The 24,981-nt window shown below is 67.6% G+C and carries 27 protein-coding genes; 8 read left to right on the top strand and 19 right to left on the bottom strand.

Annotated features, from left to right (window positions below):
- Positions 1-3: 3 nt before the first annotated feature.
- Positions 4-1,749, top strand: a complete 1,746-nt coding sequence (locus NR810_RS30575; RefSeq protein ID WP_257457900.1) for a YndJ family protein — start codon at positions 4-6, stop codon at positions 1,747-1,749.
- Positions 1,750-1,779: 30 nt separating this feature from the next.
- On the opposite strand, the gene NR810_RS30570 is transcribed toward NR810_RS30575, so the two are convergent.
- The gene (locus NR810_RS30570) at positions 1,780-2,151 is read right to left on the bottom strand and encodes a DUSAM domain-containing protein (protein ID WP_257457899.1); all 372 of its coding nucleotides are present in this window, start codon (positions 2,149-2,151) and stop codon (positions 1,780-1,782) included.
- 278 nt (positions 2,152-2,429) lie between these two features.
- Here NR810_RS30570 and NR810_RS30565 point away from each other — a divergent pair, with 278 nt between their 5' ends.
- Complete coding sequence (locus NR810_RS30565) at positions 2,430-3,476, top strand: hypothetical protein (RefSeq protein ID WP_257457898.1); 1,047 nt, start codon at positions 2,430-2,432, stop codon at positions 3,474-3,476.
- A gap of 64 nt (positions 3,477-3,540) precedes the next feature.
- Here NR810_RS30565 and NR810_RS30560 read toward each other — a convergent pair whose 3' ends face one another.
- A complete protein-coding gene (locus tag NR810_RS30560; RefSeq protein ID WP_257457897.1) occupies positions 3,541-3,912 on the bottom strand; it encodes a hypothetical protein in 372 nt (123 codons plus the stop codon).
- A 160-nt stretch (positions 3,913-4,072) separates the two neighbouring features.
- On the opposite strand from NR810_RS30560, the gene NR810_RS30555 reads away from it, so the two are divergent.
- The 3 genes from NR810_RS30555 (at position 4,073) to NR810_RS30545 (ending at position 6,701) form a co-directional block, all read left to right on the top strand.
- Positions 4,073-4,540, top strand: coding sequence for a DUF805 domain-containing protein (locus NR810_RS30555; RefSeq protein WP_257457896.1), 468 nt, complete (start codon positions 4,073-4,075; stop codon positions 4,538-4,540).
- 149 nt (positions 4,541-4,689) lie between these two features.
- A complete protein-coding gene (locus tag NR810_RS30550; protein ID WP_257457895.1) occupies positions 4,690-5,532 on the top strand; it encodes a DUF6345 domain-containing protein in 843 nt (280 codons plus the stop codon).
- Positions 5,533-5,600: 68 nt separating this feature from the next.
- Complete coding sequence (locus NR810_RS30545) at positions 5,601-6,701, top strand: hypothetical protein (RefSeq protein ID WP_257457893.1); 1,101 nt, start codon at positions 5,601-5,603, stop codon at positions 6,699-6,701.
- 90 nt (positions 6,702-6,791) lie between these two features.
- Here the strand turns inward: NR810_RS30545 and NR810_RS30540 are convergent, their stop codons facing one another.
- Positions 6,792-8,918, bottom strand: a complete 2,127-nt coding sequence (locus NR810_RS30540; RefSeq protein WP_257457892.1) for a hypothetical protein — start codon at positions 8,916-8,918, stop codon at positions 6,792-6,794.
- Between the two features lie 116 nt (positions 8,919-9,034).
- On the bottom strand, positions 9,035-9,934 hold the full coding sequence (locus NR810_RS30535; RefSeq protein WP_257457891.1) for a type III secretion system effector protein: 900 nt from the start codon (positions 9,932-9,934) through the stop codon (positions 9,035-9,037).
- 317 nt (positions 9,935-10,251) lie between these two features.
- On the opposite strand from NR810_RS30535, the gene NR810_RS30530 reads away from it, so the two are divergent.
- Positions 10,252-11,049, top strand: coding sequence for an ABC transporter ATP-binding protein (locus NR810_RS30530; RefSeq protein WP_257457890.1), 798 nt, complete (start codon positions 10,252-10,254; stop codon positions 11,047-11,049).
- Between the two features lie 42 nt (positions 11,050-11,091).
- Positions 11,092-11,976, top strand: coding sequence for a hypothetical protein (locus tag NR810_RS30525; protein WP_257457888.1), 885 nt, complete (start codon positions 11,092-11,094; stop codon positions 11,974-11,976).
- Positions 11,977-11,997: 21 nt separating this feature from the next.
- Here NR810_RS30525 and NR810_RS30520 read toward each other — a convergent pair whose 3' ends face one another.
- The 8 genes from NR810_RS30520 to NR810_RS30485 all read right to left on the bottom strand — a co-directional run bounded on the left by NR810_RS30520 (position 11,998) and on the right by NR810_RS30485 (position 18,059).
- Positions 11,998-12,216 (bottom strand): mersacidin/lichenicidin family type 2 lantibiotic, encoded by a 219-nt coding sequence (locus NR810_RS30520; RefSeq protein ID WP_257457887.1) that lies wholly within the window; start codon positions 12,214-12,216, stop codon positions 11,998-12,000.
- Between the two features lie 130 nt (positions 12,217-12,346).
- The gene (locus tag NR810_RS30515; protein ID WP_257457886.1) at positions 12,347-12,559 is read right to left on the bottom strand and encodes a hypothetical protein; all 213 of its coding nucleotides are present in this window, start codon (positions 12,557-12,559) and stop codon (positions 12,347-12,349) included.
- Between the two features lie 2 nt (positions 12,560-12,561).
- The gene (locus NR810_RS30510; protein WP_257457885.1) at positions 12,562-13,281 is read right to left on the bottom strand and encodes an immunity 52 family protein; all 720 of its coding nucleotides are present in this window, start codon (positions 13,279-13,281) and stop codon (positions 12,562-12,564) included.
- Positions 13,282-13,293: 12 nt separating this feature from the next.
- A complete protein-coding gene (locus NR810_RS30505) occupies positions 13,294-14,631 on the bottom strand; it encodes a restriction endonuclease fold toxin 5 domain-containing protein (protein WP_257457884.1) in 1,338 nt (445 codons plus the stop codon).
- 630 nt (positions 14,632-15,261) lie between these two features.
- On the bottom strand, positions 15,262-15,654 hold the full coding sequence (locus tag NR810_RS30500) for a hypothetical protein (RefSeq protein WP_257457883.1): 393 nt from the start codon (positions 15,652-15,654) through the stop codon (positions 15,262-15,264).
- Positions 15,655-15,845: 191 nt separating this feature from the next.
- Positions 15,846-16,061, bottom strand: a complete 216-nt coding sequence (locus NR810_RS30495; RefSeq protein WP_257457882.1) for a hypothetical protein — start codon at positions 16,059-16,061, stop codon at positions 15,846-15,848.
- Positions 16,062-16,219: 158 nt separating this feature from the next.
- The gene (locus NR810_RS30490) at positions 16,220-16,834 is read right to left on the bottom strand and encodes a hypothetical protein (protein WP_257457921.1); all 615 of its coding nucleotides are present in this window, start codon (positions 16,832-16,834) and stop codon (positions 16,220-16,222) included.
- 424 nt (positions 16,835-17,258) lie between these two features.
- Positions 17,259-18,059: a hypothetical protein gene (locus tag NR810_RS30485; RefSeq protein ID WP_257457881.1), complete on the bottom strand. Its 801-nt coding sequence runs from the start codon at positions 18,057-18,059 to the stop codon at positions 17,259-17,261.
- Between the two features lie 195 nt (positions 18,060-18,254).
- Here NR810_RS30485 and NR810_RS30480 point away from each other — a divergent pair, with 195 nt between their 5' ends.
- Complete coding sequence (locus tag NR810_RS30480) at positions 18,255-18,641, top strand: VOC family protein (RefSeq protein ID WP_257457880.1); 387 nt, start codon at positions 18,255-18,257, stop codon at positions 18,639-18,641.
- 46 nt (positions 18,642-18,687) lie between these two features.
- On the opposite strand, the gene NR810_RS30475 is transcribed toward NR810_RS30480, so the two are convergent.
- The 7 genes from NR810_RS30475 to NR810_RS30445 all read right to left on the bottom strand — a co-directional run bounded on the left by NR810_RS30475 (position 18,688) and on the right by NR810_RS30445 (position 24,977).
- A complete protein-coding gene (locus tag NR810_RS30475) occupies positions 18,688-19,260 on the bottom strand; it encodes a glutathione S-transferase family protein (RefSeq protein ID WP_257457879.1) in 573 nt (190 codons plus the stop codon).
- Between the two features lie 145 nt (positions 19,261-19,405).
- Positions 19,406-19,870 (bottom strand): carboxymuconolactone decarboxylase family protein, encoded by a 465-nt coding sequence (locus NR810_RS30470; protein WP_257457878.1) that lies wholly within the window; start codon positions 19,868-19,870, stop codon positions 19,406-19,408.
- A 98-nt stretch (positions 19,871-19,968) separates the two neighbouring features.
- Positions 19,969-21,438, bottom strand: coding sequence for a MocR-like pyridoxine biosynthesis transcription factor PdxR (pdxR, locus tag NR810_RS30465; RefSeq protein ID WP_257457877.1), 1,470 nt, complete (start codon positions 21,436-21,438; stop codon positions 19,969-19,971).
- Between the two features lie 29 nt (positions 21,439-21,467).
- Positions 21,468-22,040, bottom strand: a complete 573-nt coding sequence (locus NR810_RS30460) for a GNAT family N-acetyltransferase (protein ID WP_257457876.1) — start codon at positions 22,038-22,040, stop codon at positions 21,468-21,470.
- A 13-nt stretch (positions 22,041-22,053) separates the two neighbouring features.
- Complete coding sequence (locus NR810_RS30455; protein WP_257457875.1) at positions 22,054-23,154, bottom strand: HEAT repeat domain-containing protein; 1,101 nt, start codon at positions 23,152-23,154, stop codon at positions 22,054-22,056.
- Positions 23,155-23,250: 96 nt separating this feature from the next.
- Positions 23,251-24,168 carry a DUF3396 domain-containing protein gene (locus tag NR810_RS30450; protein WP_257457874.1) on the bottom strand — a complete coding sequence of 306 codons (918 nt, stop codon included), beginning with the start codon at positions 24,166-24,168 and terminating at the stop codon, positions 23,251-23,253.
- On the bottom strand, positions 24,165-24,977 hold the full coding sequence (locus tag NR810_RS30445) for a hypothetical protein (protein WP_257457873.1): 813 nt from the start codon (positions 24,975-24,977) through the stop codon (positions 24,165-24,167). The genes NR810_RS30450 and NR810_RS30445 overlap by 4 nt, the downstream gene beginning before the upstream one ends.
- Positions 24,978-24,981 lie beyond the last annotated feature (4 nt).

The raw sequence follows: 24,981 nt of genomic DNA, 5'->3' as shown, positions 1-24,981 counted from the left end.
GCCATGACGCGCGGGACAGCGGTGGGAGGGGGAATCTGGGTCATCCTTCTGGGGTGGCGGTGGGCCACGGAAGGGTTCCACGAGTTCCTCCTGGCCCAGACGCTCTTCCTGCTCGCGCCCCTCGTGCTCGTCCCGCTGGGCCTCCCGCTCACCGCCGTCCCCGTGCGCTCCGGGCGCGTCTCCCGGCTCTACACCCTCGCCCGGGTCCTCCTGCCCATCGGGGCCCTGGCGCTCGTGCCAGCGTTCGTCCTGGAGCCGCCCTGGCAGGTCCGCTTCGCCCTGGGCCTGCCCTATCTGCTCTTCACCGCCTGCGCCGCGCTGCACGGGCTCGCGCGGCTGGCCGGACGCAGCGCGTTCCTCGTGGAGGAGCTGGCCCTCGACGTGGCCCTGCTGTTCCTCCCGGGCGGTGCCGTCTGGATGCTCGCCTGGTTGGGTGACTTCTCCTTCCTGGGCTTCCAGGGCCTCTGGGTCCTGCTCACCGCCATCCACTTCCACTTCGCCGCCTTTGGAGCCCTGCTCCTCGTGGGGCTGCTCGGCCGGCTCCTCTGGCACCACCGCGCGTCCGCGCCTCGCGCCTGGCGGCTCCATCCCGTCCCCGCCGTGGGGCTCATGGGAGCCTTCCCCCTGCTCGCCGCGGGCATCGCCGGCAACCGTGTCCTCGAGGTGCTCGGCGTGTCCCTCTACATGCTCCTGTTGCCCGGGGTGGCGGGGCTCCTGTTCGTGGGCGCCTCGCGGGTGCGCTCCGGGGGCGTGGGCCGCTGGCTGCTGGTGGGCTCGGGCCTCGCCGTGCTCGGCTCCACCACGCTCGCCGTCCTCTGGGGCCTCTTCCGCCCGAGCCTCGTGGCGCTGCCCACCATGCTCCGCTTCCACGGCACGCTGAACGCCCTGGGCTTCGTGGGGCTCGGGGTGCTCGGGCTGCGCCTGCTCAATCCCGCCTCGCGCGCCAACGTGGCGGGCGTGGTGTTCAGCCGGCTGAGCTCCCGCGGGCGCACGGGCCCGCGCTTCTTCGAGCGTCTCGCGCCACCGGATGGACGCCAGCCCACCGGCCTCGTGGACGACTTCTCCGAGTACGCGCGTCCCGACTTCGACCCGCTCCGGGTGGACCCCGAGGTCCGCCGCTTCTACGAGCACACCGCGAGCTACACGCTCTGGGTCGTCCCGGACTGGAAGCCCGGCTTCCGGCTCGGCGGTCGGCTGTGGGGGTGGTTCGCGCGGCACGTGCAGCAGCTCGTCCTGCCGAGCGCCACGAACCTCCAGCGTCACGGGGTGAAGGGCGCCATCGTCGCGGTGGATGACGGGGCGGACGGGCGCGAGCGGGTGCGCGGGTGGATCCGCACCTACGAGAGCGATGGGAGCCCCATCTACGTGGCCGCCTACTCCAGCCACGTGGCCGGGGCGATGCGGTACATGAACATCGCCTTCCCCCTGCCCTTCTCCAACATGACCAGCATCTTGCGGCTGGACCATGACGCGCCGGGAGGCACGGGGCTGCGGCTCACCTCGTGCGCGCAGGAAGAGGCACCGGGCGGGGACCAGGGCGTGTACCTGGCCAACCCGCTGCTCCCGCTGCGGCTGCCCCTCAACGAGACCATCTGGGTGTGGAGCGCCGGGGGCACGCCCGCGACGGAACCGCCCTGCGACGACCCGGCGGTGGTGCTGAGGGCCCGCCACGAGATGTGGTTCTTCGGCCGGAAGTACCTGGAGCTGCACTACTTCATCCAGCGCGTCGGCGAGGCCGATCCGGCGTAGGAGTAGCTGCCGTTTGATGGGAGCCGGGCGCTACTCCTCCAACGCATTCAATTGTGTTTGCGCAATCTCCCGGTACAGCGGCACGACCTCAACGGCCAGGACGTCCTCGAACAACTTCCGCGCGCCCTGTATATCCCCGGCCTCCTGGCGACGGCTGGCATCCACGATGGCGCGGGACAGGCGCCGAGAGCCTACGCGGATTCGTCGAGAAATCTTCGCTACAAGAGCTGCCGCGTCTGAAGGTGAGCGGAGACCCTGTTCAGCTTCATCATCCGACAGAGCCACTTGCCGCGTCACACGTCGCAAGAGATCGCACAGAGGCGCACTGAGCTCCAGGGGTTGGCCTCTCTCGAGCTGTTCCGCCAACCCTCGTAGCTCTTCCCAATCTGTCTCTTCGTTCATGCGTCACGTTCTCGGCTTGCACAGGTGAAATGGCCACTGGCGTTGGCCCTCGCACAACCGGAAGCAGGCATGGCAGTCACCTTTCCAACGTGGGTTCATCTGACTCTGACACTGGAACCGCGCCCGCCGACGTCATTGACTCGTCACCGGCCCGGAGAGTTCCCGCCACGAAGCACCCCATCCGGCGTAAAAATGTAAAAAGCAGGTTACACCCGGAAAACGGTTTACCCCGTCGAATGAGAGTCATTTAGTGGTGCGCCTGAAAGGAAGGGCCACTGATGCGATCCATCCGCCGCACTGTCGTTCCATTCGCCGTGATGCTGCTGTCCGCCTGCGGGCCGAGCTCGTCGTTGGAAGAGACCACCGGGGAGACCCAGGAGGCGCTCGCGACGGGCGTCGGCTCGACGGCCTTCCGCGCCGCCCTCGCCAAGCGCTGGGCTCCCATCCACTACCAGGACGTGGACGTGACGGGCTCGCACAGCCTCAATGGCCGCGCCGACTACATCTCCCGCATCGACTTCGATGGCGACTGGAGCGGGACAAACAACTGGGACAACGCCGCCTCCAAGCCGCTCACCGCCCATGCCTACCACTCCGTCGTGGAGACCAGCTCGCACTGGTACATCGTCTACACCTTCTTCCACCCGCGTGACTGGTCCGACACCATCTTCGACACCGAGCACGAGAACGATGGCGAGGGCGTGCTGCTCATCGTGGAGCGCGACGGGACGGAGTACGGCAAGCTCATCGGCGCCGTAACCGTGGCGCACAAGGACTTCTTCTCGTTCCTGCCGGATGGCAGCCCCATCACCTCGGGTGCCGAGTCGTCCGATGGCAAGCTGTCCTTCGCCACCTTCGAGGGCGTCCAGCACCCCATCACCGCGCAGGAGGCCAAGGGCCACGGCCTCAAGGCCTGGCCGGCCTATGACATCGTCGGCGACGGCGTGAAGTACTACCCCTCGCTGACCACCGCCGAGGAGCCCTCGTCCGCCACCGACTCCGACGTGCGCTACAAGCTCATCGACATCTACGGCTCCGAGGGCTTCTGGGCCCGCCGCGGCCTCTCCGAGCTGTTCGCCTCCGAGGGCACGTTCCGCGGCGACACCAGCGGTGGCTGCGGCCTCATCGCGGGCCTCTGCTCCACGAACTCGGCCAACGCGCCCTGGGGCTGGGACGACGGCAACGACGGCTCCATCCAGCGCGGGGAGATCGCCACCGACCCGGCGAAGCTCGCGGCGTACTACTTCAGCCCGTCCTCGCGCTTCTCCACCACGTACACCTTCAATCCCTTCAAGGGCGTGGGCTCGGACCCGAACGCGCCCTGAGCGCGCCGAGCAACCGCCGGGGTCCACGGGCTCCGGCGGTTGGCCCCCCCCGGGGGAACGCGCTTCACCTCGACGCCTTCACCTCGCGCCCGTGGAACGTGAGCAGCGGCTCACGCTGACCCTCGCGCCACAGCTCCGACGAGGCGTGCTCCCAGATGCCGCCGCGCTTGTCGAGGAGGATGTTCGCCTCGACCTTCCCCTTCGGACCCACGAAGCTCGTGGTGAAGCGCGCGTGGCCCGTGAGGCCCGAGCCGCCAATCTTGAAGTTGTAGAACCAGCCACGCTCCACGGGCTCGCCGAGCTCCGCGCGCAGGACCGGGTTCTCCGTCATGCGCGCCACCGACGACTTGAAGAGGGCGAAGCAGTCGGACAAGCCCGACGAGTAGAACAGCACGGTCACCAGCACGCTCGTGAGGACCAGGCCCGAGATGAGCATGGCCACCGCCTGGGGGCGGCTGAGTTGAGTCGGTGCCGGTCTGGAAGCCACTGGAAGCTCCGGCGACAAGTCTCGTTTCATACGCGCAGGTTATCGCTGGTTTCCAACAGGTGTCGATGCAATAGGTTGCCCCGGACCACCGACTCCCACCGAGGCATTCATGGATTGGAAGACGCTCTTCTTGACGCCGGAGGGCCGGATCGGCCGGCGCGATTTCTGGATTGGCTTCCTCATCGTCATGGTGGCGAGCACCGTGCTGCAGATCATCCCCTTCATCGGCCAGCTGCTCGGCCTGCTACTCGTCTGGCCGCAGATCTGCATCCACTCCAAGCGGCTGCACGACATGGGCAAGAGCGCCTGGCTCATGCTGGCGCCGTTCATCGTCAGCGGCATCTGCTTCGCCCTCTCCACGAGGACCAGGAGCATGGCCAGGATGATCGAGGCCAATACCAACGTGCAGAACGACAACGCCGCCCCCATGGGCGCCGCCGTGGCCGGGATGGCCCTCATTGCCCTGGGCCTCCTGGTGGGCATCGCCTTCCTGCTCTGGGTCGGCCTCTCCAAGGGCGAGCCCGGCCGCAACCGCTTCGGTCCACGGCCCGTCTCGCTCACGGGCGCCCCCTCCTGAACCGCCTCCCGCTGACGCGGACCGACGCTCCGTGAACGGCGCCGGGAATCCCTCCGGAAAATCCCCGGGAAGATCCGTCCCGAGGCTCGTTCTCTCCGCCGAAAGGCACGAAGCGGTGGCGGGGAGGCCACCGCACGGAGGAACGAGCAATGAATCACATTGAAAAGTGGAGAGGGTTGTCGCTGCTGTGCACCACCGCCGCGCTGGGCCTCACGGCCTGCGGGCCGGCCGAGTCCCTGGACATGCAGCCCGAAGTGGAGGCCGCCGCCACGGGCCAGGTGGCCCAGGCCGTGGGCCGCACCTTCGGCACCCTGTGCACCGAGGGCTACCAGAACGGCTGGCAGAAGACGCTGCCCCAGTCCTACGAGCGTTGCAGCTGGTTCAACGACGAGCTCAACGACACCGACACCCAGTCCTTCTATTACGGACTCAAGGGCGCCAGGCCCTACATCGAGAACTCGCTGGACAGCTCCCTGGTGGAGACGGTGGACCACGTCTTCCTCAACACGCATGGTGGCGCGTGGTCGGACGGCGCGGTGTACGCGATGTGGGACCAGAACTCGCTGGCCAACACGAAGAACATGCGCCTGGGTGACGAGTCCACCGGCCTGAGCCTCCTGTCCACCTACGCGTGCGAGACGCTCTACCACGGGGACGGCAAGCTCATCTCCCGGTGGAAGAACACCTTCCGCGGGGGCCTGCGCTTCGTGACGGGGAGCTGGAGCAAGCTCTACGACGGCATCACCACCAACGAGGTGGGCGAGGACTACGCCGACGAGCTGCAGAGCGGCTCCACCATCCGCAGTGCGTGGCGTTACGCCACCTCCGACTGGGCCACGGACCAGGACCCCTCCGTGATGGCCACCGGCACTGGCGAAGCGGACTGCGTCTCGCGCCTGAAGAACATGAAGTGGACCAACCTCACCAGCTACCCGCGCCGCGTGGACGGTGCCGTCACCTGGTACTGCATCACCTACTGGTCCAACCTGTAGTGCTCCGCCCGGAGCGCTCCCATCTTCCCAACCCTTTTCGATTCGAAGGTTCGAACGTCATGAACTTCATGAACACCCGACGTGTGCTCAACGTGGCCGGAACCGGCCTGCTCGGATGCGCCCTGCTGCTCGCCGGCGCTCCCTCCACCGCCGAGGCGGCGGACTACCCCTACCGCCGCAACTGGAACGCCAACTCCCGCGAGACGGGCCTCCAGGGCGCCGTCCTCCCCGTGCTGGAGCGCGCGCCGGGCCGCGGCGCCCGCGTGGTGGCCGATGAGCTGGTGGCGCGCTTCCGCACCTCCACCTCCGGCATCACCACCGCCGGCAACTACTCCATCATCCTCCAGCGCAATGGCATCCGCTACGTGGGCGACAGCGGCTGGCAGCTCACCGTCTACGGCGATGGCACCGCGGTGCGCTACCACAACCCCGTGGCCCTGGACGCCGGCCGCGCCGTCCCGCTCGCCTCGCGGCTGAGCAACACGGACCTGGAGGCCCTCGGCCGCCGCTTCGTCACCGAGCAGCTCGGCCGCCACGTGCTGCTCGGCACCGGCGAGACGCTCGAGGCCCTCAAGACGGAGCACCAGGTCGAGGCGCGGCAGGCGGACTCCACCACCGCTCCCCTCATCCAGGAGGTGAGCGCCAGCACCGTCATCTTCTCCCGCACCATCAATGGCGTGGGCGTGGTGGGCTCCGGCTCCAAGGTCGCCGTCATCTTCGGCAATGACCGCCTCCCGGCCGGCTTCGAGTTCGACTGGACCGCGTACCAGCCCACGGGCCGGCGGCAGCAGACGATGGATGTGAACTCCATCCACCGCCGGGCTTCGTCGGTGCTGCCGGTGGATCCGAACGACCCGAGCACCACGCTGGAGCGCCTCGAGTGCGGCTACTTCGACAACGGGACGCGGCGCCGCGACACGCTCGCCCCGGTGCAGCCCGCGTGCTTCTACCACTACACGAAGCAGGTGGTGGGCGACCCCATCCTCAACCGCGCCAACCCGGCGGACGGGCTCTTCAAGAGCGCCTACGGTGAGGCCGTCCCCGCGGGCACCACGGTGGAGCCGGATCAGCGCTGGCCCCAGGCGATGCTGCTGTGCACCGGCCACAGCCTGTGCGGCACCACCGGCACCACCACCCCGGGCCCCGTCTCCGGCCCCGGCCCTCAGTAGACCGTCACCCACCGCGCTCGCGGTGGGCCCCGCCCCGCGCCCGGCTCCACTCCCCGGGCGCGGGGCGGTTCCTTTTCCGCGACCAGTCCCTCAGTTCCAGGGGTTGGCGGGCTGATCATTGATGGCCACCCAGAACCGGGTGGTGGTGCTCAGCGAGCCCTGGGCCCACCAGCCCCAGCCACCATTGCCATCGTGGAACTCCGCCATCCGGTAGCCGGGACCGTAGGTGTTGGAGCAGAGGGTGTCCGCGGCGCCCCGCGAGGTGAGCATCGAGCCCATCACGGGAGCGCTGAGCTTCACCACGCCACCCGCCCAGCCGTTGTAGAAGTCGATGGCGATTCCCGAGGGAGCCGCCCGCCCGTCCTTGTAGAGGCAGAGGATGGGCAGCGACGTGGAGGGGCTCGTGTCGCCGCTGTACGGGTTGGTGATGCTGTCATAGCCCACGTTGACGTAGGCGCCGTTGTGCTGACGCACCTTCCACGTCATGCCGTAGTGCGTGGCGGTGCCGCCACCCGTGGTCACCTGGATGTTGCGCGACGTCGTCTTGTTGAACTGGCGGCCGTGCGAGTCATTGCGAGCCATCAGCGACAGCCCCTTCGTCCCCGTCGACGACCAGGCATGCGACACCGACACCGGGGAGGCGGGCGCGCCGCTCGGGTACGACGTGGAACCATCACCCCAGCCGAGCTGGTAGTTGACGGTGTCCCCATACGGCCAGCAGGGCCGCATCCGGGCGCTGTACGTCTGCGAGATGTTGGCGGGCACGGTCGCCGAGCCGAGCAGCATGGGCTGCACCGCCCGGGAGCCCGAGCTCAGCAGGTCCCAGAAGTTGAGGTGCCCGCGCGAGTTGTTCCACAGGTTCCACCGCTTCTCGCTGGTGAGGAAGGAGTCCGCCTGCGCGGTGACGTAGACCTGCCAGTCCAGATCGAAGGTCAGCGCATCCACCGTCTCGAAGATGCCGTCCCCGTCCGCGTCGCCGCACTGGTTGCCGTAGTAGCCCCACAGGTCGCCATACAGGTACGGGCGCACGCCCACCTGCGCATAGGCGAACCCTTCATCGTAGAGGAAGCCACGGATGGCCAGCTGCGCGTACAGCGTGGGCTGGATGCGCCCTGTCACGTTGCCGCTCAACGTCGTCGGCGCCTGCAGGTTGCTCGAGGAGAAGCTGGACCAGCCGCTGCACCCGTCGAGCGTGCAGGTGTAGTCGAAGGAGCCCGTGGCCGCCTGCGCGCCATTGTAGGTGATGGAGCCGGACGCGCTGGCACTCAGCGACAGGCCCGCGGTGATGGGAAGGTTGAAGCCCACGTACACCGGGATGGGGCCGATGAAGAAGGCGAAGGAGAAGAGGAAGGGCTTGGCGATCTGCCACTCCCACGGCTGCGAGGTGGCGTAGTTCACCGAGCCGCTGAGCGTGGTGCCATAGTTCACCACCGCGTTGCCATGCGCGCGCGCGTAGTCGAACCGGACGCCATCGGGGATGCACACGCCGAAAATCTTGAAGCGCTTGAGCCGGACCCGGATGTCTCCCGTCGCCGAGGCCTGCGCGTTGCCCGTGAGCGAGACGTTGCCCGAGAAGCTCCCGCCCGTGCCAAAGCTGCTGTTGAGCGGCGTGCTGATGTTGAAGGTCTGGCTCTTGTTGATGACCTTGTCGTCGCACCGCCCGAAGAGCCGGGCCTGTTGCTGGTACGGGACGGGCTCGTACGGAACCGGCTCGTACGGGTCATATGGGTCATACGGGTCGTACGGATCCGGCCCGGTGCCGTCGTCATAATAGTCGAGCGGCTCGGCGATGGCCTGCAGCGCCGGCGTGAGGTAGCCCTGCTGCTCGGAGATGGCGATCTCGTTGAGGATGTTCTGGCTGAGCGCGAAGGCCGAGCTCTGCGAGTCCAGCGAGTTGAGCAGGTCCTGCCGCACGCTCTCGGGGATCGGCGCGTTGTAGAGGCCGTCCACGTTCTGGATCATGAACATCGGCTCGTTGAAGTACCGCCCGTCCTCGGCGTAGCCGTAGGACTGGACGAGCCGCCAGTTGTAGCCCTCCTGAAGCGTGTACTGGGAGTAGGGCCCCGCCGGCATCGCCAGGGCGGCCGTGGCCCCCTTCGACGGCTTCTTCGCCCACGCCGGGGATGCCCCCAGCGTGAGCAGCAGACCCGCCATCAGCCCCGACGCCCATCCCGCCAGCCTGCCGGGCCTGGCGAACTCGTTCCTCGAATCCCGCATATGCGCTCCCCTCTGAAAGCCTGGGAGCGGAATATTCCATGGGTATCACTTTCAAATCAAGTGAGAACCCATTTTCTGGGGATTCGAGGAAGAGCCTGGATGTGGGGAAAAGGCGTCTACCCCTCCAGGTGGTTGATGATGCCGCCCACGGGGGACGGCTCGTTGCCGAACGTCTTGTTGAACCAGGAGCGGTCGTCCGTCTTCGAGTCGATGTTGTTGAGAAGCTCGTCGGTCTTGGCCGGGGTCTGCCTCGAGTAGTCATTGCGGCGCGGCAGGCCGTGCTCGTTGCGGATGAGGTTCTCGTTGGGCGCCCAGCCGTGGGGCGTGTGCGGGGTGGGCTTCAGGCCGACGGTCTCGAACTCCTCCTGCATGTGCGAGTGGTGGCCGATGACGTCCCCGACGATCTTGGGATTGTCCCGGATGACCGGGTCGTTGCGCCGGGGGCTGACCTCCAGCGGGCTGACCTGGAGGCCGTTGGAGGCGCGCCAGGCGTGGACCGACTCGTGGCCCAGGCTGTTGAAGCGGTTGGCGCTGGGAGCCGTCTCGTCATAGTTGATGTGGCTGGCCTGCCCGGCGCCGGGCTTGCCGTCGTAGCGGTACGCTTTCTGGATGGACTCATCGGTGCCGTCGTTCAGGGGCCTGTGCGACATGGGCATGTTGGCGTCACGGCCCGAGTAGATGTCCGCCACCGTCAGCGGCCTGCCCGGCGTGCCGATCTTGCCGGGGTTGACGGCCGAGGTGCGGCCGTTGAGCTCCTCCAGCATTTGCCGGCCATTGGGCTGCCCCATCAGCCGATGCGTGGACTGCCGCGCGTCCGTGGTCAGGTCAGTGAACTGGTGCGCCGACTCACCGTTGCCGCGGCGGGTGCGGATGCCCGGCAGATCCGGGTGCACGACGCCGAAGTCGGTGGGCCTCAGGTTGTTCTTCCCATTCAGGAGCTCCGCCGGCGTGGGCACCGAGCGGCGGGACTCGAAGCCGTCACCGAGCGAGCGCGGGCTCGTGGGCGAGGAGGGCAAGCTCCTGGTCTCCGTGGGCAGCGAAGGCGTCCTGGGACGGAGGGGGGAGAGGGAGGGGAGCGAAGGGGTACGGAAGGGGATCTTCATGGCGGAGGGTCCTCGGGGGTCGGTGCGTCCGGTGCCTGGCGACTACTGCATGGGGCGTTCCAACTCCCTTCTGGGACCCGAGCTCCTGTATTTCCAAGGGTTTGGGGCGCGCTCCCGCGAAACCGGGAGACAGCGGGCCTCCCGCCGACCGGTGACGGCGGTCACCAGGGGCGGTGACTGTTGTCACCAGGGGGCACACCTGGCGATGCCCTCCCTATAGTGGCGGGGCGATGAGCGACACGAGCGGCGGGCCGGTACGCAAGCTGGCCATCGAGGTGAGGGACCTGCACAAGTCCTTTGGCGACAACCACGCCCTGCGGGGCGTGGACCTCGCGGTGCCCGAGGGCACCACCTGCGTGCTGATGGGCATCTCCGGCTCGGGCAAGTCGGTGCTGATGAAGCACATCATGGGACTGCTGCGGCCGGACCGGGGGACGGTGCTCGTCGAGGGCCAGGACGTGGCGAAGATGGACGAGGCCGCGCTGAACCAGATGCGCCGCAAGCAGGGCATCCTCTTCCAGGCCAACGCCCTGTTCGACTCGCTCACCGTCTTCGACAACGTGGCCTTCCCCCTGCGCGAGCGCACCCAGATGCCCGAGGAGGAGATAGAGAAGACGGTGAACCAGACGCTGGCCAAGGTGGGCCTGTCCCACGCCGCCACGCGCTACCCGGGCGAGCTGTCCGGCGGCATGCAGAAGCGTGTGGGCTTCGCGCGCGCCACCATCCTCCAGCCGAAGATCCTCCTCTACGACGACCCCACCGCCGGTCTGGACCCGCTCACCACGGCGGCCGTCAATGAGATCATCACCACCGGCAAGCAACAGCTCGGGGCGACCTCGCTCGTGATTACGCCGGACGTGGCGTCCGCCTTCGGCATGGCCGACACCCTCGCCATCATGGACGAGGGCCACATCGTCGCCGTGGGCCCGCCGGACGTGGTCCGCGAGTCCCCACACCCCGCCGTGAAGGCCTTCCTGCGCAACTGGCTCGCGCGCCGCTCGAAGAACCGCCCACCCCCCGGTGAGTGACGAAGCACTCCCCTCGGGGAGGGCAGCCTGTAGACTGGACGGATGCTGCCTCTGCAACGCTGGCTGCCGCCAGACGAAGCCGCTGCCTGGCTGAGCCCCTACCAGCGGTTCTTCCGCAGCCGCGGAGCACGGCTTGGCATGGATGTCGATGCCCAGGTCCTCTCGTCCGGGTTCTCCCGCGGCGGGGCTGGCCTGTTCTCGGGCGGCCGCTTCGCGTCGCTCGCTCTCGAGAACCCCCGTGGCACGACCTTCGTCGACGGCGACCTGCTCGTCGACGGCTGGCTGGAGAATGTCGGCGGGCTCGTCTTCGTCCGGGGCAACCTGATCGCGCAGACGCTCTTCACGAGCGGCTATCTCGTGGTCCTCGGAGAGCTCCGCGTCCGGCGCCTGCTCGGGGATGACGAACCGCACGGCACGTACGTCTTCGGCGACGCCCACGTCCAGAGCGCCGTCTTCTCCCACAATCACCACTTCGACGTGTGGGGTAGGGCCGAGCTCGGAGAGGAGATCCACGATGAATCGCACGGACGCACCGCGATGAGGGAACGGCTCGTCGCCTGGAAGGTGCTCTCCGACAAGAACCAGGAGAAGTACCTCGAGGAGGCACGGCTCGGCTTGCGCGCCCAGGCCGGGACGTGGGGCCCGCTCCCCGAGGACTGGGCGGCACGGCGCTACACGCCGAAGCCAGAAGCAGGCGGAGCGCGGCCCCCACCCCCTCCCCGGTCAGCGCTCGTCGTCGAGTTGGAGCAGTGGCTCGGCTCGGAGGGAGCCACCCAGCGGCAACAGCTCGAGGGGCTCCGCACCCACTGGCTCTCCCGCCTGAACGGCGCGGCGGACCGGGAACAGGCCCGTCACTTGATTCGCAAGGCCATCAACTCGAAGAAGCTCGTCGCGGAGCGGGACGCCCTCCTGCGCGAGTTGGAGTAGCCATCCCCGCGGTCCCGCGTATCAACGCTCTCTGCAGATCCTGACCGGCAAGGTGCATGGGAGATAGGCGGTTTCCACGTCCCTCCAGTGCCCGCCGACGGCCAGGCCCAGCCCGCCCTCATCGAGCTCGGCCAGGGCTTTGCCGGAGGGGTTCTCGGGGAGCTCCGCGCGTTCCTCGGGGGCGAGGCTCGCACGGAACGCGGGATCCTTCCAGGCTCTGACAATCACTTCCTTTTTCATGACGGCCTCCCGGGTGAATGCCAGCCCTGAAGAATGAAGCTGGCACCGGGAAGGAGCCCACGCGCGTCATTTGTGACGAAGGCGGCGGCCCAGACACGCGGCGGGGGTCGGCCCACGAGCCCCGTGCTCCTCAAGCGATTGCGGCGGCCGCGGGGCGGCTGTCAGGGGCAACGGACCAGCGCGAATCCTCCACCTCCAGGGCCAGATAGCTGGGAGAGGCCGAGGAGACACAACGCACCCGCCAGTCCTTCAGCGGCACCTCGCCCTCCACCGTGGCGGGCTCGAGCACCAGGGTCGTCGCCCCATTCTGGAGCCAGCGCGCATCGCGTGATATCTTTGACATCCTCAACACCGCCGCTCCCCAACCCTTCTGAGCAGGCCGCTGCCGTCGAGAAACTGCTGGATGCGGCTGCCGAGCGCTACGTGCTTCTCAACTGCCCCGTCCACGCGCTCAGGGCTGAGGATGACGAGCGTCCCCTTGTCCTCCACCTGCCCGACTTGCACTGGCTCCGGGAGGGGCGGCACATCCCCCCACTGACGCGAGTAGTACGTCAGCCACCCCACGAAGGTGCCGGGAAGCCCTGTCTCTGAAAGATGGTCCCGGAAGTCCCGTGGAGTGGCGACCGCCCACTCTGGCTCCCATGCCAGCACCATTGCCCGCATCACTCCAGAGACCACCGGAAGGGTGACCAACCGATCCCTGCCAGGAGGCTCCGATGGAAAGTAGAGCTGAGCGAGGTTCGTGACCCCCTCGGTATCCGCGCCACAACCTAGAAGGACCATCCCCCCCTGGTTCTCCGGATGGCCCGTCCATGCACCGAAGCTGAAACCATCATCACCCGCCTGGTACTTCTTCTTCTTGAAGAAGCGCACGAAGGTGTCGGAGGTCGGCTCGAACTGGAGTTGGAGCGCACGTTTCGTTGAGCTGGCTTGCTCATACCAGCGGCTGTAGTCGGCATGGCAGGCAGACAGAAGGTGGAAGAACGTCTCAGCGCGTTTGGCACATTGCTCGGCCGACTCACGACGTCGTCCCCAATAGGCGGCTGCATAATACGGTTCGCTCAAGCGTGACCCCCTTCACCGCAACGACGTGTGGACGACCTCAATACCCGTGACGTTCCACTCCTTGAACAGCCTCTTGAGAATGTCGACCATGCGCGGCTCAGCGACCTGCCATCGTACGGGTGTACCTCCCGCGAGCCGAGCTTGCTTTTGAGCCTGCTCTCGCAAAGCCTTCAGACCCTTGAACCCGAACTTGGGTTCCAGATTACGGTTGAACCACTTATCGTACCCAGGGCCCTTCGCCTCCTGCAGGACCCCGGTTTCAGGGTCATACCCATCGTAATCCACACACTTGCCGGCGCGGCACACCCGGTAACACCACCGCCTGGGCGCGCCCGTCACCTGGGACTGGTAGTCCCGGGCCTGCTTGGACATGCTGGAGGTGTCCTCCACCCACTGCCCGGGCCCGCCCACAGGAGGCCACCCAGAACCGCCACCTGCTCCCTGGGCGCCCGTGTTGGCCATGTGCAACACGTAGGTGGCACTCATCGCGTTCCCCGCCACGGCGACAGCACCCCCCACGGGCACCGCCACCAGGCGCACCGCCAGGAGTCCTTCCCCCGAGAGTGAAAGTAGCGGCACGGCCACGCTCCCGAGCTTCCCTCCCCACGATGCCGCCTTCGCCGCCCCCGCTCCCGAGGTGCCCACCGTCAGGACCACGCCCGTCGCGAGCCGGGAGACGGTCCGCACCTTCTCCGCGTACGGCTTGTGACGAAACTCCTCCCACAGTCGCGGCGAGCTCTCGTAGAGCTGCCGCACCGCGCCCGGCAGCTGTGCCAGTCCCTCGAGCGTCTCGCCCGTATGGAAGACGAGCCGGTAGAGGCCCTCAACCATATCCACCACCGCCAGCACCGCGCCCTCGGCCACCGCCAGCCCGGGGTTGTCGTCCGGCTGGTAGATGCCCACTGGACGGGCCCCCTTCGGCACCTCGAGCCTTCCATCCACCGGAAAGAGGCGTCCGCCGTCGATCGCGTAGAAGGGGCCCACCTCGAAGTTGTCGGCTCGCAGCGTCCCGTCCCCGGCCAGCACCACCCGGCCGGCCTTCTGCACCGCCACTCCCGAGGTGGCCTTCACCAGGTAGCCGTCCGGGCGTAGCACCAGCAGCCGCGAGAAGCGCCTCATGCGCGCGTGGAGCTCGTCTCGCGTCACCAGCTCCCCGCCCGTGGCCACCTCCAGGAGCAGGTGCGCCGCCATGCGTCTCGAGCCGAAGTTCCCCAATGTCACCGGCGTGGACAGCAGGTGCGGCACCAGCTCCAACGCCTGCCGAGGCGACAGCGCGCGCCCGTCCCCGGGCAGCGCGGTGGTAGGCACTCCGGCCTGCACGAGGAAGCCCTGGAAGTAGTCGAGGCTCATGGGCACCTCGTACGGCCGACCGTCGCCCACCCCATCCGGCCACCCAACGCCCTCACCCTCGGCCGCGTTCACATCCAGCCCAGTTCCTTCCCGGTCCTCCGCGCCGGCCTCAGCGTTCTCCAGGTCCTCGCTGGGCGCGTCGGGCCTCGCCACGGCCGCCAACCGGGCCCCGCCAGCACGCTCCTCTTCTCCTGGACTCACCCTCTGAGCGCGTCCCCAGTGGCGCGCGGTGCCCGCCAGCCTCCCGCCCATGGGGTAGCCCGTGGCACACGCCGCCTGCAGCCCAAGGCCCCACAGCGCCAGCACACCCAAAGCCCACCACGATCGGCCGCGTGAGTTCCGGCGAGCCTCGAGCTGCGTACCGCCGCCCTCCCCCGCCCCAGGACTCCGGTACTCCTTCGCCATGACGCTGACCTTTCCCCCAGGTGGAACAACCCTGAAGGATAGTATTCGGCATGGCCAACCCTACAGGGAGGGCCCGCCTCTGCCCCGCCCAGTGCGACGCTCGTCCGGCTTCCGATAGCCGCGCCACGCAGTTCCCCCCCGGGCAGAAATCCGCGGTCGACATCTGGGCCGTGCGGACGCCGAGGCGGGCCCTCCCATCCCGCCCCAGCAGCCTCACCCCACGCGTTACGCGGGGATACGCCGAATCGAGATGTTCCTCGCATCACCGGTGCCGGTGAGCTTGAACTCGATCTTCTTCCCCTCGGGGCAGGCCCACTTGCTGTCCTGTGGACCGGAGGCCGCGAAGTCGACGTGGACGTAGACGCATTGCCCATCCGCGTCCTTGTCGGTGACCCACCCGTGGACGGTCGCATTCTTGCCCGACTTGCACTCCGTGCCGAGCGCATATCCCCACTTGACGCTGCTGGGGGAGTGCCAGTTCTCGCACGCCGCCCCGCTCGCGCCCTTCTCGACCTCGACCTTGGCCTCACTCGTCGCCCCGGCCGCCAACGCCGATTGGCTGAACGAGAAAACCGCGACTGCAGCACTGAGGACTCCCATGATTGCCTTACGCATCATTCTCCTCCGTGGTTGATGGCGCCCATCGGACGCGGTTCTCGAAGAGGGAGTCGGTGGAGCGGATTTGTGATGGCGGGGTTCAGCCTGTCGGACTCCTCGCATGAGAGGGCCGGCCCTCCACTGCACGCTCCCCACTCCCACGAGATGACGAGCGATGGCCGCCCTTGTCCTCGAATCCTCGGGACGGAGTGCTAATGCCGCTCCAGCTCCCTGTACCAGTCCCACAACGGCCCGCTCACCGCGTGGCTGTAGGCGCTGGAGAGCTCCTCGAACTTCTTCGGCGGAAGCGTGGAGAGACGCTCGCGCAGGAACCCCATGTCCCTGAGCACTTCGCGGCGCTTCAAGCCCGCGTCCATTTCCACCACGGTGGGCATGACCCGAAGCACGGCCTCCAGACACTGGGGCACCAGGCCTCCAGCATCTTGCGCCAGAGGTCTTCCATGAGCTCTTCCAGCGTGTACTTCCTACTCTCGAGGTACTCCCGGGCCCACCGCCTCACGCGGGCCCGGGGCAGGGTCCAGCTCAGGCGCAACGCCTGTCAGGATTCAGGATTGGCGACGCCAGCTCAGAAGTTGGCGCAGCCAGCGCACTGCACGGCGCCACTGGTCACGTTGACACAGGCGCCCGCGGTGCCACTGGCGATGCCGCAGGTGCCAGTACAGTCGGTCGTCGGGCACACGAAGGTGCTGCCACAGCCCAGGCTGAAGGAGCGGATGGAGATCAGACTCCCGACGCTGCCAGCCGCGTTGCCGCAGTTGACGGCCAGGCGCAACGTCCAGCCAGTGCAGTCCGCGGCGTCATAGAAGAGGCACTGCTCGGTGGTGCCCGTCGCGGACACGTCCGCATTGGGGCACTGCGCGCCCTTCTCGGCCACGTAGGCGTCGAACTCCTCCGTCGTCCGGTAGGCTCGCGCCACTCCCGTCTTCAGGCTCTCGTCATCCACGATGATGGAGATCCGTCCCTCGAGCTTCGACAGCGCGTTCATCGGGTAGAGCGCTCCGTCCAGCATCACGACCATGTCCGACAGCTTGTACTGGGCGCCTCCCGTCATCTTCACCTGGCTCACCGCCACCTTGCTCTCGGTGGCCTTGAGCTGGACGGAGCCCGCCTTGTCATCAGACGCCTGGGCTTGAAACGCAGACAGCATCAGCCCCACAACGAGGGACGCACCCCAGAACATGTTCTTCACTTTGGATTCTCCCGCTTTGATATGGATTGGACCCGGTAAAGGCAGCAAGACGCGCTCCCCCCCGGAGGCCCGCCTCGCGTAGGCGCTGGTTAGACTCTGTCTGTTCCGGTACGCGCAGTGATTGGACATGATCTGTCCAGCTCCCCCCAAGCGCAGGCAGGGTGATTTATGCGATATTACTCGTTTACACGTCAAGTACGATCCAACCGCTCTTGGGGTGAATACAGGAATTACAATACTCGTCAAGATGACCGCTTTTTCTGGAAATAGAGAATCGTGGCAGGACCCAGCACTCCGTGCCGTAAGCGGTTGAAGAGGAAGTGGAGATTTACACGCCGGCCCTGCGCAACGAATTGAACGTAGCCGTCCGGCGAGCTCTCCGTGAGCGCCGAGGAGCCAATATCGGGGCGGAGTGCTAATGCCGCTCCAACTCCCTGTACCAGTCCCACAACGGCCCGCTCACCGCGTGGCTGTAGGCGCTGGAGAGCTCCTCGAACTTCTTCGGCGGAAGCGTGGAGAGACGCTCGCGCAGGAAACCCGGGTCCCTGAGCACTTCGCGGCGCTTCAAGCCCGCGTCCATTTCCACCACGGTGGGCATGACCCGAAGCACGGCCTCCAGACACTCCTCCCGGGTGGCGCGAGCCATGCGCTCCACGGAGAGGGCCAGGTGCTCACGGACCGAAGCGGGGCCTTCGGGGCACCAGGCCTCCAGCGTCTTGCGCCAGAGGTCTTCCATGAGCTCTTCCAGCGTGTACTTCTTCCCGAACCGGAACGCGTAACGAGGACCCTGGAGCACCTCCCAGAAGCGCAGCAGCGAGGCGAGCCGGTTCGCCATGCGCGCAGCACCATGCGGTGGGGGCGGAGACACTCCATGGTGGAGCGCTCCCCAAGGGGTACTCAGGCAGAAGGACTCGAAGGCCGCTTCCGTGCGTTCACGCTCCTCCTTCGGGATGCACTCGTCCAAATGGGTGAAGATCTCCGCGAACAGGTGCACCCACCAGCCCGTGCGGCCCAAGTCGAAATCGGCCCCCGCGTGCATCACCAGTACCTCGCCGGGAGCCACCTGGCGCATCCGCCGAGGCTGGGCAAAGGCACCGGTCTCGAGGTACTCCCGGGCCCACCACCTTCCCTCGGTTCTCACCTTGCGAAGGATGGCGGCGGTGGTGCCGTGGAGCCACGCTGGAAACTCGAGCACCAGGGATTGTTCCGGGGTCATGGCGTCTGGCCCCTACCATCGTGGTCAGCCCGGGGGAACTCTACCGGGCCAGGCGAAAGCGGTTGAAGAGAAAGTGGAGATTTACACGCCGGCCCTGCGCAGAGAATTGAACGTAGCCGTCCGGTCATCTCACTTCTGACGGACCGCCCATCCTCGGACATGATGCGGGCCCCTCATTCCACCCCAGGAGCACCCATGCATCGCAGCCGGCTCGCCGCCTTCGTCATCGACTGCAAGACCGAGGACATCGACGCGGCCACCACCTTCTGGAGCAAGGCCCTCGGCAAGCCCGTCGCGCCCCCTTCTCCCGACAGCGGCAACTACCGCGAGCTCTCCGTGAGCGCCGAGGAGCCGATGATCCTCCTGCAGAAGGTGGATCATCCCAGCCGCATCCATCTGGACATCGAGGCCGATGACATCGAGGCCGAGGTGAAACGGCTCGAGGCACTCGGCGCCAAACGGGTGGAGTTCATCAAACGCTGGTGGGTCATGGAGGCGCCGACCGGCCAGCGCTTCTGCGTCGTCCGCCCCCAGCGCGGGCCCCTCGAGTCCCACGCCAACACGTGGAACGAGTCGGAATGACGGCCACGCGGCGGGGCCCGGCCCACGAGCCCCGCGCGCCGGGCGCTCAGCCCATCTTCATTCCCTTGGGACGCGCCAGCAGCCGATCCACATACGCGTCGATCGCCGACCTCCCGGTCGGCTTCCCCCACATCCGCATCCAGATGAACATCGAGCCGATCATCACATCGGCCGCGGTGAACCAGTCGCCGAACAGGTAGGGCCCCTTGCCCAGCTCGCGCTCGACCACGTCCAGCGTCGTCTCGAAGTCCGTCCAGCCTCGCTGCGGCGTCGTCTGCACGTTCATCAGCTTGTCGCCCATCGAGGGCTCGAGCTGCGACGTCGAGTACACCATCAGCGACAGATAGCGGCCCCGCTCCGGCGTGCCCGGCTTCGGCGCCAGGTTCGCCTGCGGGTACTTCTCCGCGAGGTACATACAGATGGCCGTGCCCTCGAACACCCGCGTATCTCCATCCACCAACGCCGGCAGCTTGCCCGCCGGGTTGATCTTCAGGAACTCCGGCGTCTTGTGCTCCCGCTTCTCGAAGTCGATGAGCACGAGCTCGTACTGCGCTCCGCACTCATCGAGCATCCACTTGCTGATCACCGCGCGGCTCTTCGGGTTGTAGTAGAGCTTCATCGGTTGTCCTCCGTGATGACGGGCGCCCTTCACCCGGCGGGGCGCACTTCATCAGAAGCGCGCCCCCCATCCGAGCACCAAAAGGTGCCAGCCCGCCGCCCTCGAGGTCGTTGACACTTGGACCCGGGGCGAAGCTCCGGAGTCCCTACCGGTTGCGCGGTGGCGGCTTGTAGTCTCCCGGCTTCGCGCGCATGGAGATGCTCAGCCGGTTCCACGCGTTGATGGTGGAGATGGCCAGCGTCAGGTCCGCCAGCTCCTTCGGCGTGAAGTGCGGACGCACGGCCTCGTAGACCGCATCGGACACGAACCCCTCCGTCACGAGCGTCACCGCCTCGGTCCACTCCAGGGCCGCCCGCTCCCGCTCCGTGTAATAGGGGCTCTCGCGCCACGCGTCGAGCCCGTACAGGCGATGCTCCGGCTCGCCCAGGGCCCTCGAGTCCTTCCAGTGCATGTCGATGCAGTACGCGCAGCGGTTGAGCTGTGACGCCCGCAGCTTGATGAGGTGCAGCAACCCCTCCTCCAGCCCGCACTGGTGCAGATACTTCTCCAGACCCAACATCGCCTGATAACCCGCGGGAGCGACCGCCCCCATGTTGAAGCGCTGTTCCATGTTCATCCTCCGCGGTGACTTCTAACGGCCACCTCCGCGGTGGACGAGTGCCACTCACGCGCGAAGTCATGGGGCCACTTCTCGCGGGCAGCCGTGTCTCAGCCCAGGGCCTGGCGCAACCGCCGGACTCCTTCGGAGCACTCGGGCTCCGGCACGGCCGCATAGCCGAGCACCAGCGCCCCGCGTCCAGACGTCTGACTCCGGAACGCGGAGAGGGGAAGCGCCACCACCCCGGCGGCCGCGGCACGCGCGGCGGCGGTACGATCGTCCATCCCCGGCGGCAGCCAGCCCACCAGGTGCATCCCCGTCTCCGCCGGGCCCACCTCGAGCAGGCCTCGCAGCTCGCGCCGGGCCTCCTCGACCAGCAGGGCCTGCCGCTCGGCATACAGCACGCGCATCCTCCGCAAGTGCCGGCTGAAGTGGCCCTGGTTGATGAAGTCGGTCAGCACCGCCTGCTCCAGCGAGGGCGAGCGCAGGTCCGCGAGCATCCGGGCCTTCACGAAGACGTCGATCAGCGCCTCCGGTACGACCAGGTAGCCCAGCCGCAAGGACGGCGACAGCACCTTGCCGAACGTCCCCGAGTAGATGACCCGCGCGTCCGGCGTGAGCCCCTGGAGCGCGGCGAAGGGCCGGCCGGCGTAGCGGAACTCGCTGTCGTAATCATCCTCGAAGACCCAGGCGTTCGTGCGCTCGGCCCACTCCAGCAGCGCCCGCCGGCGCCGCAGGCTCATGTGGACACCGAGCGGGTGCTGGCTCGAGGGCGTCACCACCGCGAGCCGGGCGTCCGGACGCAGCCGGTTCGCGGCCTCCACATCCAGCCCCTCCGCGTCCACGGGGACTGGCACCAGGGCCGCGCCCGCCGCGATGAGCGTGCCGCGGACCGGAGGGTAGCCCGGGTCCTCGACCCAGGCCGCATCGCCCGGATCCAACAACACCTGGACCGTCAGGCTGAGGGCCTGCTGCGTTCCATTCACGATGAGCACCTGCTCGGGAGCACACCGCACGCCGCGCGAGGTGGCCAGGTAGTTGGCGAGTGCCTCGCGCAGGGGACGGAACCCGCGAGGATCCCGATGGGAGAGCGTGTCCCTCCACGAGCGCCGCCACCGTTCGTGGTGCAGCCGGCCCCAGAGCTCATGAGGGAAGGCATCCAGGGCGGGCATCCCGAGGCGGAACGCCATCGTGCTGCCCGACACGTCCTGCTCGAAGGGGAACAGCGGGGGTGCGGCCGCCAGGACGGCCCCCCGCTTCGACAGCGAGGGCGGGTTCGCGCGACGTGCGGCGGAAGGTGCCGGGGCACGCCGCGCGGAGAGGGCCCGCTCGGGGAGCTCGTCCGCCACGTAGGTCCCCGAGCCGTGGCGGCCAACGAGGTAGCCCTCGGCGAGCAGCCGCGTATAGGCGGTCATCACCGTGTTGCGTGACAGGTCGAGCTGCTCGGCCAGCGCACGGGTGGCGAGCAGGCGCGTTCCCGCGGGCAGGCGGCCGGTGACCATGGCCGTGCGCAGCGCCTGATAGAGCTGCTCGTGCAGCGGTGCTCCCGACGAAGCGTCCAGCACGAGCGCGGAGGCCACGGGGGCCCGCTTCTTCCCGGGTCTCGTCCTCACCGCGAGGAGGAACCCGGCCGCCACTCCCGCCGCAGCAGCCCGTACATCACCGCGTCCTGAATCTCGCCGTCGATGATGTAGCGCTCGCGCTGGCGGCCCTCATGTTGGAAGCCCAGCTCCTCGAGCACCTTGATGGAGGCCACGTTGCGCGGGTCCACGTCCGCCTCCACCCGGTTCAGCTCCAGCTCCGTGAAGCCGAACTCCACCACCCGGCCCACCGCCTCCCGCCCGTAGCCCTGACCCCAACAGGCGCGGTTCAGCGCGTACCCGAGGCTCGCACGCCGATGCGTCTGGCTCAGATCCGACAACGTGCACGTGCCCACCACCTTGTCGTCCTCCCGCCGCGCGATGCCCCACTGGAACAGCGAGCGCTCGGCGAAGAACGCGTGGATGGCCCGCAGCAACTTCTCCGCCTGCGCCACCTCCGTATACGCCGCCCAGCTCCAGTAGCGCGTCACCTCCCGGTGCGAGAAGAGCTCGAAGAGCGCCGGCACGTCCGCCTCCGTCAGCCAGCGCAACCGCAGGCGGGGCGTCTCCAGCGTGGGCAGGGTCTTCGCATCCGTCAGCATGGTGCCCACCAGCCTAATGACACCGCTTCCCCAGGGACAGCGCCAACCAGTGGCGCCAGGCCCCCACGTCCCCGCCGAAGTCCTGCCCCGCCAGTCTCGCCAACACCTTGCGCGCCGGCTCGTGGTCGAGCTCCGACCGCATCCCCGCCATCTCCACCAGCACCTCGCCCGCCTTCTGGAGGATGCGCTCGCGATTCACCGTCTCCTCCGCCTCCAGCAGGTGCACCAGCGTCCAGCCCGCCTTGTTCCGGTCCGACGCCAGCGGGTACCAGAGCGCCTCGAGCACCGGATCCAGCGGAACGAGGCCCGGCTTCTTCGACGCCTGTCTCGCCGAGCCCAGCCGGCGCAGCACCTCGTTGCGTACGCCCTCGTGGGGGTCCCGCACCGACGGGAGGATCGCCGCCACCAGCTGCTCGGGCGAGGACAGATAGGTCAGCAGCATGAGCGCGTTCATGCGCTTGCCGCCGTCCCGGTCCTCGCGCAGCACGCGCACGAGCGCATCGGCGTTCCGGGGCACCCCCTCGATGAAGCGCTGCTCCAGGGGCGCGAGCTCGGGGTGATCGAACCCACCGTAGCACCCCAGGGGCGCCCGGCAGGTGCCCATTCCCCACTCGGGGACCGCGCCCTCGCTCCTCAGTCTCCAGAATGTCTTCAGGTAGTCCGCCCAGGCCGCGAGCAGGCCCTCCGGATCCGCGACCTCCTCCGCCGGCTCGGCGGAGAAGGGCATGCGCCATTCGTCCCCCGCGTCCACCAAATCCACCGTCACACGCATCGTGTGATTCTTGTCCTGGATCACCGACATCCGGATGAACGCGAAGGTGTACGCATCGGTGAGCCGCTTCTTGCTCTCCACGAGGCTCGTGACGAACGCCTGTTGGTCCTTCTCCATGTCCAGACGCGTGCCCGGCGCCGGCAGCGTGATGAGCGCGAGCAGCTTCTCCCTGGGCACCTTGCGCGAGCCGAAGACTTCCACACCCTCGAACACGTAGACGGAGTCGGGCTTCCGCGGCGCCTCGGACGCGGGCGCGGCGGCCGCCGGGGCGGCGGGCGGCTCGGGCTGACGGGTGGTGGCACAGCCGGAGAGCAGGGCGAGACCGAGGACGAGGCGTTTCATGATTCCCCCTGTACCCGGAAGGGGCACGGGCCCCGCACTGTAGTGGCCCGTTTCCCGGGAGTCAGCCCTGAGTGGAAGCCAGGTGCGCCATGGGCTTCATGCCCCGTCCAGAAACCGGCGTTCCCAACGGCGCCTGTCCTCCGGGCGGAACTGGCTCTCGGGCAAGGGGCCCTCGTAGAGCCAGGGCTCCAGCACTCGCGCCAGCTCTCGATAGGCGGGCAGTGTTCGGCCCTGCTCGGTATCTCCCGCTTCCGGCCACTCCCCCAGCATCACCACCGCTCGCTCACCGTCCAATTCATGCACGGAGGTGTCCGGTGAGCGCAGCCGCGCGCGCAACGCCGCAGCACCTCCCAGCTCTCCCAACACGGGCTGGCCCAGGAACGTCAGCCACGAGGGGCCGCGCACCCTCGTGCCGATGTTGTACGAGTAGAGCGCCACATCGGGAATGTCCATGCCCGGGTAGCGGAAGCACCGGTCCTGAATCTCCTTCGTCACCCCCACTGCATCGTTCAAACCCAGGAAGGCCAGTCCTGCGTTGCCGGAGCAGAAGGGCAGAGGGGCCGCCAGCTCCAACGCCAGCGCTCGCACCCGCCCGGGTCCCTGCTCCTCCAGGTACTCCGTGGACAGCCAGAACGACGCCACGCATGCATACTTCTTCGACCTTTTCCTGTCGGTGTCATCGAGCCGTCTGCCGTAGTACTCGAAGCGATACCTCTGCGGACCACTCGTTCTCGCGTCTCTCAAGATGATGCGAGGCCAGGGGTCATCCATCAGACTGCGCCGGGTAAGTGCCCAGCCAGACGGGTCGAGTTCCCAATATTCGCCCTCGTCGTCCATGTAGAAGCCTAGATTCTCCACGCCCACCGCTTGCACGTAGGTGTCCAACGAGCGCATCACCGCCCGCGCCATCTCCGTATGCGGCCGGCGCATGTAGAAGTCCAGCCGCAAGCCCTCGTAGATCAAATAGCCTCTGGACTCCGTGCTGAGGCGGATTCTCGGGTAACGCTCACTCACCAGAAGGCTCCCTTCCGCGGACCGATGGGGTGGACTTCGGGCCCGAAGGCTTCCTTGTAGACATCCCCTTGCAACCTACCCTCGTAGCGGTGTCCCGGCGGGTACCTCCTCCATTCAGGATACTCGTCGAAGTTCACACACTTGAATTTGAAATCATAGACAGCCTGGACCTGGAGCGGGTCTCCATCATGGATGACCACATCAGGTTCCAGCGTTCCTTTCAGCTCCTCTCCGCCCTGGCGCAGGAGCGCCTCCTTCTCCTTGGCGCTGATGAGCGACTTCTCTCCCGTCTCCCTGTCGAACCGGTAGCGCTGCTTCAGGCTGAACCTCAGGTTCATCTCACTCAGCTTCGCCTCGGCGCACTTCATGGCCGCCTCGTGCATCTCCAGTCCGAGCCTCATGGCCCACGTCACGCTCCGCCCCTTCGCGTCCACCGTCATCTGCTTGCACTCTCTCGCGTTGGGCACCAGTCCCTCGAAGGTCCCCGAGTGGCTCAGCAGCACCTCCGTGCGAGCCATGTCCGCGCATTGCTCCAGTGCGCTCTTGATGGAGGGTTTCGTCGCCTCGTCCAGTGCCGCCACCACCACGCCCGTGGACGCCACGGCCGTTCCCACCGTCTGCACCGGCCCGGTGGCGACCTCCCGCCCTGTCGCGGTGGCGCAGTAGACGGGATTCACCCTGCACCGGGCACTCAGTGAGTCCTGGGCGTAGTGACTCGGAACACCTCGGACAGGCCTGCCCGCACAGGCCCCGAGCAGCAGACAGCCAGCAAGCAGCAATTCCAGGCGGCGCATGAACCGGTCCGGCATCTCC

The organism is Archangium lipolyticum (assembly GCF_024623785.1).
Taxonomy (GTDB): Bacteria; Myxococcota; Myxococcia; order Myxococcales; family Myxococcaceae; genus Archangium; species Archangium lipolyticum.
This window is presented reverse-complemented; position numbering and strand designations above follow the sequence as displayed.

What these genes read in the sequence shown, in the direction of transcription:
- NR810_RS30575 (WP_257457900.1), top strand. Translation starts at nt 4, where the DNA reads ATGACGCGCGGGACAGCGGTGGGAGGGGGAATCTGGGTCATCCTTCTG.
- NR810_RS30570 (WP_257457899.1), bottom strand. Translation starts at nt 2,151, where the DNA reads ATGAACGAAGAGACAGATTGGGAAGAGCTACGAGGGTTGGCGGAACAG.
- NR810_RS30565 (WP_257457898.1), top strand. Translation starts at nt 2,430, where the DNA reads ATGCGATCCATCCGCCGCACTGTCGTTCCATTCGCCGTGATGCTGCTG.
- NR810_RS30560 (WP_257457897.1), bottom strand. Translation starts at nt 3,912, where the DNA reads ATGCTCATCTCGGGCCTGGTCCTCACGAGCGTGCTGGTGACCGTGCTG.
- NR810_RS30555 (WP_257457896.1), top strand. Translation starts at nt 4,073, where the DNA reads ATGGATTGGAAGACGCTCTTCTTGACGCCGGAGGGCCGGATCGGCCGG.
- NR810_RS30550 (WP_257457895.1), top strand. Translation starts at nt 4,690, where the DNA reads ATGAATCACATTGAAAAGTGGAGAGGGTTGTCGCTGCTGTGCACCACC.
- NR810_RS30545 (WP_257457893.1), top strand. Translation starts at nt 5,601, where the DNA reads ATGAACACCCGACGTGTGCTCAACGTGGCCGGAACCGGCCTGCTCGGA.
- NR810_RS30540 (WP_257457892.1), bottom strand. Translation starts at nt 8,918, where the DNA reads ATGCGGGATTCGAGGAACGAGTTCGCCAGGCCCGGCAGGCTGGCGGGA.
- NR810_RS30530 (WP_257457890.1), top strand. Translation starts at nt 10,252, where the DNA reads ATGAGCGACACGAGCGGCGGGCCGGTACGCAAGCTGGCCATCGAGGTG.
- NR810_RS30525 (WP_257457888.1), top strand. Translation starts at nt 11,092, where the DNA reads ATGCTGCCTCTGCAACGCTGGCTGCCGCCAGACGAAGCCGCTGCCTGG.
- NR810_RS30520 (WP_257457887.1), bottom strand. Translation starts at nt 12,216, where the DNA reads ATGAAAAAGGAAGTGATTGTCAGAGCCTGGAAGGATCCCGCGTTCCGT.
- NR810_RS30515 (WP_257457886.1), bottom strand. Translation starts at nt 12,559, where the DNA reads ATGTCAAAGATATCACGCGATGCGCGCTGGCTCCAGAATGGGGCGACG.
- NR810_RS30505 (WP_257457884.1), bottom strand. Translation starts at nt 14,631, where the DNA reads ATGAGCCTCGACTACTTCCAGGGCTTCCTCGTGCAGGCCGGAGTGCCT.
- NR810_RS30500 (WP_257457883.1), bottom strand. Translation starts at nt 15,654, where the DNA reads ATGATGCGTAAGGCAATCATGGGAGTCCTCAGTGCTGCAGTCGCGGTT.
- NR810_RS30490 (WP_257457921.1), bottom strand. Translation starts at nt 16,834, where the DNA reads ATGTTCTGGGGTGCGTCCCTCGTTGTGGGGCTGATGCTGTCTGCGTTT.
- NR810_RS30485 (WP_257457881.1), bottom strand. Translation starts at nt 18,059, where the DNA reads ATGACCCCGGAACAATCCCTGGTGCTCGAGTTTCCAGCGTGGCTCCAC.
- NR810_RS30480 (WP_257457880.1), top strand. Translation starts at nt 18,255, where the DNA reads ATGCATCGCAGCCGGCTCGCCGCCTTCGTCATCGACTGCAAGACCGAG.
- NR810_RS30475 (WP_257457879.1), bottom strand. Translation starts at nt 19,260, where the DNA reads ATGAAGCTCTACTACAACCCGAAGAGCCGCGCGGTGATCAGCAAGTGG.
- NR810_RS30470 (WP_257457878.1), bottom strand. Translation starts at nt 19,870, where the DNA reads ATGGAACAGCGCTTCAACATGGGGGCGGTCGCTCCCGCGGGTTATCAG.
- NR810_RS30460 (WP_257457876.1), bottom strand. Translation starts at nt 22,040, where the DNA reads ATGCTGACGGATGCGAAGACCCTGCCCACGCTGGAGACGCCCCGCCTG.
- NR810_RS30455 (WP_257457875.1), bottom strand. Translation starts at nt 23,154, where the DNA reads ATGAAACGCCTCGTCCTCGGTCTCGCCCTGCTCTCCGGCTGTGCCACC.
- NR810_RS30445 (WP_257457873.1), bottom strand. Translation starts at nt 24,977, where the DNA reads ATGCCGGACCGGTTCATGCGCCGCCTGGAATTGCTGCTTGCTGGCTGT.